A 12,017-nucleotide genomic window follows, 5' to 3' on the forward strand; every position below is an offset into this window, starting at 1 on the left:
CACGCGGACTGATAAGCCAGGCGAAATAATGAATTATCATCAGTACTATCCTGTCGACATCGTCAACGGCCCCGGCACTCGCTGCACCCTGTTTGTCTCCGGGTGTGTTCATGAATGCCCCGGTTGCTATAACAAAAGCACATGGCGGGTAAATTCTGGTCAGCCATTTACCAAAGCAATGGAAGACCAGATCATTAACGATCTGAATGACACTCGTATCAAACGCCAGGGGATTTCCCTCTCCGGCGGCGATCCGCTGCATCCGCAAAACGTGCCGGATATTCTGAAACTGGTAAAACGCATCCGCGCCGAGTGTCCGGATAAAGACATCTGGGTGTGGACAGGCTATAAACTCGACGATCTCAACGCTGCGCAAATGCAGGTTGTTGATTTGATTAACGTACTGGTCGACGGCAAATTTGTGCAGGATTTAAAAGACCCTTCCCTGATCTGGCGCGGCAGCAGCAATCAGGTGGTGCATCATTTGCGATGATAAGTTCCCTGTTACCTGAGTGCAGGCAACAGGGAAATGAGGAATTAACGATACTTCTGGTGATAGGCGTTGCGGGTCGTTTTCAGTTGCTCTGCGGCAGCCTGCGCTTCTTTTACTTTACCTTCATTTGCCAGCTTCAGCGCGTCGTCAATCTGACCAACCAGAATATCGAAACCGTGACGGAAGTCTTTCATTTCCGGGCTGTCCGGTGATTTATCTTCGAGCTTCGGCGGCGTTGCTTTTTGCGCATCCAGCGCTGCGGCGCGCATCTTCGTTAACGCGTCTTTGACTTGCGCCGCGTTATCGGCTTTTTCGACCACTTTTAAAGTGTCGTTGAGGGTTTCCATATTGTCTTCAAGATCAGCGGCAAACGACGCAGAACTGAATACCAACGAGGAGACTGCAAGAATAGCTAACAGGCTTTTACGCATTGCTCACTTCCTTTTTTATTTACACTTCATCCTTCACACTGCCTCATCGACGGCTACGCTCATTCGCCCGGGTCACGTACTGCGAGTACGCTCCCCGGCCCTCATTCACTTTCCGTCTCGATGCAGTGCGAATGATTTTGTGTAATTTTTTAGTTTATAGCGCGGCAGGTCGCGCCAGTTTTTTACTGCCCGGCGATTTTCATCTCCGGCAACAGCACAGAACCACACTGTATATTACTGCGTGTTTCAATATCGTTACCGACGGTGACAATATTGCGCCACATATCTTTTAAATTACCTGCGATGGTGATTTCACTAACCGGATACTGAATTTCGCCATTCTCTACCCAGAAGCCCGCAGCACCACGGGAATAATCACCAGTAATGGCACTCACGCCCTGGCCCATCAGCTCCGTCACCACCAGCCCGGTGCCCATCTCTTTGAGCATTTGTTCGAAGCTTAGCCCTTGTCCGGCAATCCGCCAGTTGTGAATACCGCCCGCATGTCCGGTGCTTTTCAGCCCCAGTTTCCGCGCCGAGTAGCTGGTCAGCAGCCACTGAGTCAGGATGCCATCTTTAATAATATCGCGACGCTCGGTGCGCACACCTTCGCTGTCGAATGGCGTCGACGCCAGCCCTTTCAGCAGATGCGGATGCTCTTCAATGGTCAGCCAGTCCGGCAGAATTTGTTTACCCAGCGAATCCAGCAGAAAGGTAGATTTACGGTAAACCGAGCCACCCGCTATCGCCCCCACCAGATGGCCAAAAAGCCCGGTTGCCACTTCATTGGCAAAAATGACTGGCGCTTTCATGGTGGAGAGTTTACGCGGTGACAGGCGCGATAAAGTACGGCGAGCACAGTCGGCCCCAACCCACTCTGGCGTTTGCAGATCGCTCATCGCACGACCAATGGTGTAGGCGTAATCACGCTCCATATCGCCATTTTCTTCGGCAATTACACAGCTGGAGAGTGAATGACGCGTAGAGCAGTAACCCTGCAACATGCCGTGGCTGTTGCCAAAAACTTTGACACCGTAGTGGCTGTTAAAACTGCCGCCTTCGGTATTGGTAATGCGTTTGTCCGCCTGCAATGCCGCCTGTTCTGCGCGGGCCGCCAGTTCAATGGCATCATCCGGGGAAACTTCAGCAGGGTGGAACAAGTCGAGATCTGGTGCGTCAAAGGCCAGCAGCTCTTTGTCTGCCAGGCCGGCACAGGGATCTGGCGAGGTATAACGGGCAATATCCAGCGCCGCCTGTACAGTACGGGCAATGGCCTGCGGGCTTAAATCGGTGGATGATGCGCTACCTTTGCGGTTCTGGTGATAAACAGTGATCCCCAGCGCGCCATCGCTATTGAATTCAACATTCTCCACTTCACCATAACGCGTGCTTACGCTAATGCCGGTGGTCTTGCTGACGGCAACTTCCGCACCGTCCGATTTGCCTGAGGCCAACTCCAGCGCAGTGGAAACTGCTTCTTCCAGAATCTTGCGCTGCGCTTCAACTTGAGAGATTACTTTCATTGCAAGTGCCATAATGTAGAGAGTTTCTCTGAAGTCTAACAGAGAACCGTTTTTCAGTGCGCATCTTAACTGGTAACATTAGCCTCTTTTTTTAAGGAGCCTGAGATGACTAAGCAGCCCGAAGACTGGCTCGACGACGTTCCCGGTGATGACATCGAAGACGAAGACGATGAAATTATCTGGGTCAGTAAAAGTGAAATTAAACGTGATGCCGAGGAGCTAAAACGCCTTGGCGCGGAAATTGTTGATCTGGGGAAAAACGCGCTGGATAAGATCCCGTTAGATGCGGATCTGCGCGCGGCTATTGAGCTCGCCCAGCGTATTAAGATGGAAGGTCGCCGCCGCCAGTTGCAGCTCATCGGTAAGATGCTGCGCCAGCGCGACGTAGAGCCTATTCGTCAGGCGCTGGATAAGCTGAAAAATCGCCACAATCAGCAGGTGGTGCTGTTCCATAAACTGGAAAACCTGCGCGATCGTCTGATCGATCAAGGTGATGACGCCATCGCTGAAGTATTGAATCTGTGGCCCGATGCCGATCGTCAGCAGCTGCGTACTCTGATCCGTAACGCGAAGAAAGAGAAAGAAGGGAATAAGCCGCCGAAATCCGCACGCCAGATTTTCCAGTATCTGCGCGAACTGGCGGAGAATGAAGGGTAATTTTCGTTGTTGATGTGAGTATGGTTTGCCGGATGCGGTGCACCTGTAGGCCTGATAAGACGCATCAAGCGTCGCATCAGGCACTATGCTCAAATGCCGGATGCGGCGTGAACGCCTTATCCGGCCTACGCACACTATATCAGGCTGAGGCCGAATTACTGCGCGGCTTCCGCCTTCTTCGCCAGACCATCCAGCAGTTTCTGATGGATGCCACCAAAACCGCCGTTGCTCATGACCAGAATATGGTCGCCAGGCTGAGCGGTTTTCACCACCATATCTGCCAGCGTATCCACATCGCCACTCCAGTGTGCAGGCTGAACGCAGGCTTCTGCCACTTCTGCCACCTGCCACGGAATATGCGCCGGTTGCAGCAGGAAGACTTCATCGGCACGACCTAATGAAGGTGCCAGATCGTCTTTGCAGATCCCCATTTTCATGGTATTCGAGCGCGGTTCCAGCACAGCAATAATGCGCGCCGTACCACCAACTTTGCCACGCAGCGCCGCCAGCGTTGCCAGAATCGCCGTCGGGTGATGGGCAAAATCGTCATATACCGTCACGCCATTCGCTTCACCACGCAACTCCAGACGGCGGCGAGCGTTAATAAACGAACCCAGCGCGTTAGCGGCATCTGCAGGCGCTACACCAACATGGCGAGCCGCTGCAATCGCCATCAGGCCATTGTGCATATTATGTTCGCCTACCAGCGACCATTTCACTTCGCCCACTTTTTCGCCATCAAGCAAGACTTCCCATTCGGAAGCATCGGTGGTCAGCTTTTTCGCCTGCCAGTGCCCCTGCTCACCCACCAGCTCCTGCTCGCTCCAGCAGCCCATCGCCATGGTCTGTTTCAGGTTGATGTCATTTTCCGGCCAGATAATACGGCCCTGCCCCGGAACGATACGCACCAGATGGTGGAACTGTTTCTGGATCGCTTTCAGGTCGTCAAAGATATCGGCGTGATCGAACTCAAGGTTGTTGAGGATCAGCGTACGCGGGCAGTAATGGACAAATTTAGAGCGTTTGTCGAAGAAGGCGCAGTCGTACTCATCCGCTTCGATAACAAAGAAGTCGCTTTCGCCCAGACGCGCCGAAACCTCAAAGTTCCCCGGCACACCGCCGATCACAAATCCCGGTTTGTAACCGCACTGTTCCAGAATCCAGGTCGCCATTCCCGCGGTGGTAGTTTTGCCGTGTGTACCGGCAACGGCCAGCACCCAGCGGTCGCGCAGCACAAAATCGTGCAGCCACTGTGGACCTGACATATAAGGGATGTTTTTTTCCAGTACCGCTTCCACACACGGATTTCCACGGGTCATGGCGTTGCCAATAATCACCAGATCCGGCTGCGGATCGAGCTGGCTGGCATCGTAACCCTGAATCAGCTCAATGCCTTGCTTCTCAAGTAAGGTGCTCATCGGCGGATACACATTGGCGTCCGAACCCGTTACTTCATGGCCTAACTGGCGCGCCAGCATCGCCAGACCGCCCATAAATGTGCCACAAATTCCTAAAATATGAATGCGCATACGTCACTATCCTTTTTTAATCTGCCGCTCATTTTACGCATATGTCGGGCAAGTGAGAAACGCATTTCAGGATAATCCGCAATTTGCTGGCGCGATTCACCTGAGCGCAACATTGAGATTATTTGTTAAGATTGTTGCGGTCGCTTTACTCCATAAACATTGCAGGGAAAGTTTTATGAAAACGTTAGGTGAATTTATTGTCGAAAAGCAGCACGAGTTTTCTCATGCTACCGGTGAGCTCACTGCTTTGCTGTCGGCAATAAAACTGGGCGCCAAGATTATCCATCGCGATATCAACAAAGCAGGACTGGTTGATATCCTGGGTGCCAGCGGTGCTGAGAACGTGCAGGGCGAGGTTCAGCAGAAACTCGACTTGTTCGCTAATGAAAAACTGAAAGCCGCACTGAAAGCACGCGATATCGTTGCGGGCATTGCCTCTGAAGAAGAAGATGAGATTGTCGTCTTTGAAGGCTGTGAACACGCAAAATACGTGGTGCTGATGGACCCACTGGATGGCTCGTCCAACATCGATGTTAACGTCTCTGTCGGTACCATTTTCTCCATCTACCGCCGAGTTACGCCCGTCGGCACGCCGGTAACGGAAGAAGATTTCCTCCAGCCTGGTAACAAACAGGTTGCGGCAGGTTACGTGGTATACGGCTCCTCTACCATGCTGGTTTACACCACCGGATGCGGTGTTCACGCCTTTACTTACGATCCTTCGCTCGGCGTTTTCTGCCTGTGCCAGGAACGGATGCGCTTCCCGGAGAAAGGCAAAACCTACTCCATCAACGAAGGAAACTACATTAAGTTTCCGAACGGGGTGAAAAAGTACATTAAATTCTGCCAGGAAGAAGATAAGTCCACCAACCGCCCGTATACCTCACGTTATATCGGTTCACTGGTCGCGGATTTCCACCGTAACCTGCTGAAAGGCGGTATTTATCTCTACCCAAGCACCGCCAGCCACCCGGACGGTAAACTGCGTTTACTGTATGAGTGCAACCCGATGGCATTCCTGGCGGAACAAGCGGGCGGTAAAGCGAGCGATGGCAAAGAGCGTATTCTGGATATCATCCCGGAAACCCTGCACCAGCGCCGTTCATTCTTTGTCGGCAACGACCATATGGTTGAAGATGTCGAACGCTTTATCCGTGAGTTCCCGGACGCGTAATCTCCTGCGCCTCTCCACACGGAGAGGCGTTTTTATCGCTGCGCAATGTTGACTCTTGTCACTGGCGAACTCTGACGATTCTCCCACAGCACCGTTAACCCACGCTGTAATGCTATAAAAATAAACAACAAAATACCGATGGCGATTTTCGTCCACCAGGAACTCAGCGTGCCGTCAAAGTTGATGTAAGTCTGGATCAGTCCCTGAATTGCCACGCCAAAAAGCGTCCCAAGCACCGTCCCGACGCCACCACTTAACAACGTACCGCCAATCACCACCGACGCGATGGCGTCCAGTTCCACACCTACGCCCGCCAGTGCATATCCGGCCTGGGTATAAATCGAGAAGACAATCCCCGCCAGTGTTGCCAGTCCGGTGGAGAGCATATAAATGCGAATAGTGGTGCTGCGAGTAGAAATCCCCATCAGGTTCGCCGACGTCGCGTTGCCGCCAATAGCGTACACCTGATTGCCAAAACGGGTACGATGCGCAAGGAAAATACCGATAACCACCACCGCCAGCATCAACAGCCCCATCGCACTAAGGCGACCGCCGCCGGGGATTTTCCACGCAAGGCTTGAGAGCGTGTCATAAATGGGATGGTTTATCGGAATCGACTCTTCCGAAACGAGATAGCTGACGCCGCGCAAAAAGAACATCCCCGCAAGCGTAATGATAAATGCCGGGATCTTCAGGGCGTCGATCAGAAGCCCCATAAATGCGCCGAAGGCACAGCCCATCACCAGCACTAGCGGAAACGCCAGCAGCGGCGAGAGGCCGAAATCGCCAACCACTTTTGCCAGAAACACGCCAGTAAAGGCGATCACCGAACCGACGGAGAGATCGATACCGCCAGAGAGGATCACAAAGGTCATGCCAACGGCGATTATCCCAAGAAAGGCGTTATCTGTCAGGATATTGCAGATCACTCTTGTGGAAGCAAAACCGGGAAACTGCGTCAGGCAGTAGAAATAGCCCAGCACAAAGACGCCGATGGTGATCATCAGTGGCAAATTACGTTTTATCATGGCTACGTACTCCTTTAATCAGACTGATAAAGCGTTGCGACTGAACAATCAGCACACAAAGCACCACCACCGCTTTTACGACCTGGTTCATCTCCGGCGGAAAGCCAGAAAGTAAAATTCCGGTGTTCATCCCCTGAATAATCAGCGCCCCCACTACCGAGAGCAGCAGGTTAAAGCGCCCGCCCATCAGCGATCCGCCGCCAATCACCACCGCGAGAATGGCGTCCAGCTCCAGCCATAATCCGGCGTTGTTGGCATCGGCACCGCGAATATCCGCCGCCACGATAATGCCCGCAATCGCCGCACACAGCCCGCTCAACACATAAGTGAGCATGACGATGATTCGCGTGTTTACCCCGGCATTTTTTGCCGCCCGAATGTTGATACCAACGGCTTCGATAAACATCCCCAGCGCCGTTTTGCGGGTCAACAGCCAGAACAGGAGAAGCGTCAGCACCGCGATAATGACCGGCGTTGGCAGGAACAACAGCGATCCGCTGCCAAACCATGAGAGATCCGGCGAGTTAAACGTGACGATCTGTCCGGAGGTGATCAGTTGCGCCACGCCGCGCCCGGCGACCATCAGGATCAGGGTGGCGACAAACGGCTGAATTTTGAGGATCGCTACCAGTATGCCGTTCCACAATCCCGCCAGGATGCCAGTGCCCAGGGCGCTTAACAAAACAATCGGCAGGCTGAATCCCGCGACCGTCATCGCAGCCGTTGTGGCTCCGGCGATAGCCATCACCGCCCCTACGGAGAGATCAATCCCACCGGTGGCGATCACCAGCGTCATACCAATCGCCAGTAACGCAACGGGAGCTGCGCGGTTAAGAATGTCGATAGGGCTACCGAACAAACGCCCATCCTGAAGCACCACCTGCCAGAAATGCGGAGCTACCAGGCTATCGACCAGCAGCACCAGCAATAGCGCCGCCAGCTGCGGCATTCCCGTTGGCCAGCGAAAGCGCCTTTTCGGCGGCGTAGTGTCCGGGAGAGATTGAGGCATCACACTGTTCTCCTTACGCCGCAATGGCGTTCATGATCGCCGGAACGGAAAGCTCTGCCAGCGGGATCTCCGCCACCTGTTTGCGATCGCGCATGATGATCACCCGATCGGCATAGCCCACCAGCTCTTCCAGTTCGGAGGAGATCACCAGCAGCGCCAGACCATCGGCGCATAGCGTTTCAATCAGGCGGATGATCTCGGCGTGGGCACCAACATCAATGCCGCGGGTTGGCTCATCGAGGATCAGAAATTGCGGTCGGGTCAGTAGCCAACGTGAAAGCAACACTTTTTGCTGATTGCCGCCAGAGAGAAATTCAATCGGTTGTTCAGTTGAAGGTGTGCGAATGCCAAGCTGGCGGATAAAGCGTTCGGCAATCTCTTGCTGCTCTTTGCGGGAAATGGGTCGTAGCCAGCCGCGCTGGGCCTGGAGAGCGAGGATGATATTTTCCCGTACCGAGGCGGCGGCGATGATGCCATCGGTTTTCCTGTCTTCCGGGCAGAAGCCGATGCCCAGTACCGAAGCCTGATGTGGCGATCGCAGGTTTTGCTGTTTGCCTTTGATCAACGCCGTGCCGCTGTCAGCAGGTTTGATACCGAAGATCACTTCGGCGGTTTCGGTACGTCCGGATCCCAGCAAGCCTGCCAGGCCGACGATCTCGCCGGGGCGTACTTCGAGATCAAACGGTGCGATCGTTCCTTTTTTGCCGTAATTTTTGAACGCGGCAACGGGTTTGTCGCTCAACAATGTTCGCCCGGCACGCTGTAGCGCGTGGGTATCCAGCTCGCGCCCCAGCATCATTTTTACCAGTTCGATCTGCGGTAGCTCGCGCGTTTCCCGACAGCCTACGAAACTGCCGTTGCGTAAGACGGTGATCCGATCGCTGACCTGATAGACCTGATCGAGAAAGTGAGTGACAAAGATCAGGCTGACGCCGCGATCGCGCAACTGACGCATCAGGCCAAACAGTAACTCTACTTCCTGGGTGTCGAGGCTGGCGGTGGGTTCATCGAGGATCAGCACTTTGGCGGAGAGATCGATAGCCCGGCAAATGGCGACGATTTGCTGCATCGCCACCGAAAAACGGTTAAGCGGTTCACGCACGTCGAGGGAGAAACCGTAAGATGTCATCAGTTCGGTGGCACGCTTTTCCATCTCTTTGCGGCGTAGAAAGCCGAAACGTTTGGGTTCGCGACCTATGAATAGATTATCAGCGACCGACATATTGGGTAGCAGGTTGACTTCCTGATAAACGGTTCCGATGCCGAGTTGTTGTGCATGGGCGGTATTTTTCGGTGAGATAGCCTGGCCTTCCAGCCAGATGGTGCCGCGATCGGCGTGGTATACACCGGTTAATGCTTTGATTAGCGTCGATTTTCCCGCCCCGTTTTCACCGAGCAGCGCCATGATTTCGCCACGGCGCAGGCTGAAATCAACGTTGTCTAACGCTTTGACGCCGGGGAAAAATTTACTTAATCCTTCGGTGCGGAGGATCTCCTGGTGTTGGTCGGTCGTCATGGTTTCCCCCGGTGTAAAGCGTGCTCCCAGTAGGCATGATAAGACGCGGTAAGCGTCGCATCAGGCTTCAGTGCACCATCGCCGGATGCGGCGCGAGCGCCTTATCCGGCCTACGAATCGGCATCAGGCATAGCAACCCTCAATACCCCATATTTTTCTTCTTCTCTAACTCTTCTTTTGCGGTATCAGGCAGATAAAGGGTGGATTTGGTCAGCGTCAGCTTTTCAGGCATGGTGCCGTCTTTTTTGTATTTCTCCAGCGCGTCGAAGGCGGGACCTGCCATATTCGGCGTCAGTTCAACACTGGCGTTCGCTTCGCCATCAATCATCGCTTTGTAGATATCGGGTACACCGTCAATGGAACCCGTGAGGATATCTTTGCCCGGTTTCAGGCCCGCTTCTTTAATTGCCTGAATTGCGCCAATCACCATGTCATCGTTATGGGCGTAAACCATGCAGATGTTTTTGCCGTTGTTTTCCGCTTTGATAAAGCTCTCCATAACTTCTTTGCCTTTACTGCGGGTGAAGTCACCTGACTGCGAGCGGATGATTTTGATATTTGGCGCATTCTTAATGGCTTCGGCAAAGCCTTTCTTACGGTCAATGGCGACGCTGGCCCCAACGGTGCCCTGCAGCTCCACCACGTTGCATGGTTTGCCATTCACTTCTTTTACCAGCCAGTCACCGATCAACTTACCTTCGAGGATGTTGTCGGCAGTAACGGTGGTCATATAGAGAGATTTGTCTTTCACATCGATGGAACGGTCGAGCAAGAAGACCGGGATTTCGGCATCTTTCGCCTCTTTTAATACCGGTTCCCAACCTGTCGCGACCACCGGAGCGATAAAGATCGCATCCACCCCTTGTGCAACGAAGGAACGTACCGCTTTAATCTGGTTTTCCTGCTTTTGCTGACCATCAGCAATTTTCAACGTAATTCCGCGTTTTTCGGCCTCACTTTTCGCTACATTGGTTTCTGCGGCGCGCCAGCCGGATTCCGATCCGACCTGCGAAAATCCAACGGTTAATGGAGCGGCCAACGCCATAGACGACATGGCTGCCGAGACTGCAGAGACTATAAGTAAGCGTTTCCACATAGGGTTGTCCTCGTCGGGGTAATTATTATTGGTTAAAAGATGTTCGCGAAAAAACTATAGACAATTCGTTATGTAACGGATTGCGTTACATCACACTTCAAAAAAGTAAATAAAACGTTAATCACAAGTTTGTAATCGCTTTCATCTCACTATGAAAAATGCGGCTACGGTTATGGATTTTCCTGCTCTGCATACCGTCTTAAAACTGGCGAAAAAGGAAAATGAAGACGAAAACAAGCGAAGACATTCGGCGCGAGTTGGCTATAATACTCGGCACTTGTTTGCCACATATTTTTAAAGGAAACAGACATGAGCTTACTCAACGTCCCTGCGGGTAAAGATCTGCCGGAAGACATCTACGTGGTTATTGAGATCCCGGCTAACGCAGATCCGATCAAATACGAAATCGACAAAGAGAGCGGCGCACTGTTCGTTGACCGCTTCATGTCCACCGCGATGTTCTATCCGTGCAACTACGGTTACATCAACCACACCCTGTCTCTGGACGGTGACCCGGTTGACGTACTGGTCCCGACTCCGTACCCGCTGCAGCCGGGTTCTGTGATCCGTTGCCGTCCGGTTGGCGTTCTGAAAATGACCGACGAAGCCGGTGAAGATGCGAAACTGATTGCTGTTCCGCACACCAAGCTGAGCAAAGAATACGATCACATTAAAGACGTTAACGATCTGCCAGAGCTGCTGAAAGCGCAGATCGCTCACTTCTTCGAGCACTACAAAGACCTCGAAAAAGGCAAGTGGGTGAAAGTTGAAGGTTGGGAAAACGCAGAAGCCGCTAAAGCTGAAATCGTTGCCTCCTTCGAGCGCGCAAAGAATAAATAAGTTCTTATAGCGCAATAACCCTGAACACCGGGCTTCGGTTAGTAAGGGTTTTTTTATGCCCGCGATAAATAAACTCTCTATTCCACTTTCATTATTCTCAGCGCTTGCAAGGCTTGAACGGTAAGAACAAGCAAACCCGACCACCATTTTGCTGTTCATAGCCACTTGCTGGAAGTTAGCCGACCTCACTCATACTCACCGTTCAAAGCGTGCCCCCGTTTTACCCCTGCACATTTGTGAACGCCAGCAGAGTTTTTTATGCGATTGCAGATATGGAAAGCGGCTCGGAGAGAAAAGCAAAAGATGGAAAAGTTACAAAAAAAAATCGCGAGATACATCGCATAAAACAACGCCACCCGAAGGTGGCGTGCTTTTATTATTACTTATCCCTGTCTAACCAGTCGCCGCTTTCAATTAGCTTTAATCCATCGACGGGTCGTTGATAAACGTACATCCATGCACTCCCGTACGGCGTCTGAATCAACTGGCGCGCGTATTCACCTCCCCTGGTGCGCAAGGCATCAAGTTCGGCCAGCGTGGCGTTGTCAATACGATAAACTTCACCGTGTACTGTTCCGTTCCCCGGAACTGCGCCTGGATAGTGGCCCAGGCTATACAACTGGTAGTTATCGATACTGAAATCGCCCAGTAACTGGGCATTGGTCATCCAGTGACTGTTGCCTTGTTTGTGGCGTAAACTGCCGTAGACAAATATTCGCAT

12 protein-coding genes are annotated in these 12,017 nt (G+C 52.7%); 4 read left to right on the forward strand and 8 right to left on the reverse strand.

From position 1 onward, the window contains the following. Positions 1-28: 28 nt before the first annotated feature. Positions 29-493: an anaerobic ribonucleoside-triphosphate reductase-activating protein gene (nrdG, locus tag BEB42_RS18350; RefSeq protein WP_001106226.1), complete on the forward strand. Its 465-nt coding sequence runs from the start codon at positions 29-31 to the stop codon at positions 491-493. 44 nt (positions 494-537) lie between these two features. On the opposite strand, the gene cybC is transcribed toward nrdG, so the two are convergent. Both cybC and pmbA read right to left on the reverse strand, forming a co-directional pair. Then, on the reverse strand, positions 538-924 hold the full coding sequence (cybC, locus tag BEB42_RS18355) for a cytochrome b562 (protein ID WP_001232255.1): 387 nt from the start codon (positions 922-924) through the stop codon (positions 538-540). Positions 925-1,106: 182 nt separating this feature from the next. Beyond that, positions 1,107-2,459: a metalloprotease PmbA gene (gene pmbA / locus BEB42_RS18360; RefSeq protein ID WP_001162160.1), complete on the reverse strand. Its 1,353-nt coding sequence runs from the start codon at positions 2,457-2,459 to the stop codon at positions 1,107-1,109. 93 nt (positions 2,460-2,552) lie between these two features. On the opposite strand from pmbA, the gene yjgA reads away from it, so the two are divergent. Continuing rightward, on the forward strand, positions 2,553-3,104 hold the full coding sequence (gene yjgA, locus BEB42_RS18365; protein WP_000166270.1) for a ribosome biogenesis factor YjgA: 552 nt from the start codon (positions 2,553-2,555) through the stop codon (positions 3,102-3,104). Positions 3,105-3,259: 155 nt separating this feature from the next. Here yjgA and mpl read toward each other — a convergent pair whose 3' ends face one another. Continuing rightward, positions 3,260-4,633 (reverse strand): UDP-N-acetylmuramate:L-alanyl-gamma-D-glutamyl-meso-diaminopimelate ligase, encoded by a 1,374-nt coding sequence (gene mpl / locus BEB42_RS18370; RefSeq protein WP_001219792.1) that lies wholly within the window; start codon positions 4,631-4,633, stop codon positions 3,260-3,262. Positions 4,634-4,808: 175 nt separating this feature from the next. Between mpl and fbp the strand changes: the two genes are divergently transcribed. Then, the gene (gene fbp / locus BEB42_RS18375; RefSeq protein ID WP_000853753.1) at positions 4,809-5,807 is read left to right on the forward strand and encodes a class 1 fructose-bisphosphatase; all 999 of its coding nucleotides are present in this window, start codon (positions 4,809-4,811) and stop codon (positions 5,805-5,807) included. Between the two features lie 32 nt (positions 5,808-5,839). Here fbp and yjfF read toward each other — a convergent pair whose 3' ends face one another. From yjfF to ytfQ, 4 genes are all read right to left on the reverse strand, one after another. After that, positions 5,840-6,835, reverse strand: coding sequence for a galactofuranose ABC transporter, permease protein YjfF (gene yjfF, locus BEB42_RS18380; protein WP_000595986.1), 996 nt, complete (start codon positions 6,833-6,835; stop codon positions 5,840-5,842). Continuing rightward, on the reverse strand, positions 6,822-7,844 hold the full coding sequence (gene ytfT, locus BEB42_RS18385) for a galactofuranose ABC transporter, ATP-binding protein YtfT (protein WP_001367906.1): 1,023 nt from the start codon (positions 7,842-7,844) through the stop codon (positions 6,822-6,824). The genes yjfF and ytfT overlap by 14 nt, the downstream gene beginning before the upstream one ends. Positions 7,845-7,857: 13 nt before the next feature. Continuing rightward, positions 7,858-9,360 carry a galactofuranose ABC transporter, ATP-binding protein YtfR gene (gene ytfR, locus BEB42_RS18390; RefSeq protein ID WP_000205794.1) on the reverse strand — a complete coding sequence of 501 codons (1,503 nt, stop codon included), beginning with the start codon at positions 9,358-9,360 and terminating at the stop codon, positions 7,858-7,860. Between the two features lie 139 nt (positions 9,361-9,499). Next, positions 9,500-10,456 carry a galactofuranose ABC transporter substrate-binding protein YtfQ gene (gene ytfQ / locus BEB42_RS18395; protein WP_000265912.1) on the reverse strand — a complete coding sequence of 319 codons (957 nt, stop codon included), beginning with the start codon at positions 10,454-10,456 and terminating at the stop codon, positions 9,500-9,502. Between the two features lie 309 nt (positions 10,457-10,765). Between ytfQ and ppa the strand changes: the two genes are divergently transcribed. Further along, a complete protein-coding gene (gene ppa, locus BEB42_RS18400) occupies positions 10,766-11,296 on the forward strand; it encodes an inorganic diphosphatase (protein ID WP_000055072.1) in 531 nt (176 codons plus the stop codon). Between the two features lie 379 nt (positions 11,297-11,675). On the opposite strand, the gene BEB42_RS18405 is transcribed toward ppa, so the two are convergent. Then, positions 11,676-12,017 carry a gamma-glutamylcyclotransferase family protein gene (locus BEB42_RS18405; RefSeq protein WP_001219160.1) on the reverse strand — a complete coding sequence of 114 codons (342 nt, stop codon included), beginning with the start codon at positions 12,015-12,017 and terminating at the stop codon, positions 11,676-11,678.

The sequence above is a fragment of the Escherichia sp. MOD1-EC5990 genome (genome assembly GCF_002965285.1).
In the GTDB taxonomy this organism is placed as follows: Bacteria; Pseudomonadota; Gammaproteobacteria; order Enterobacterales; family Enterobacteriaceae; genus Escherichia; species Escherichia coli_F.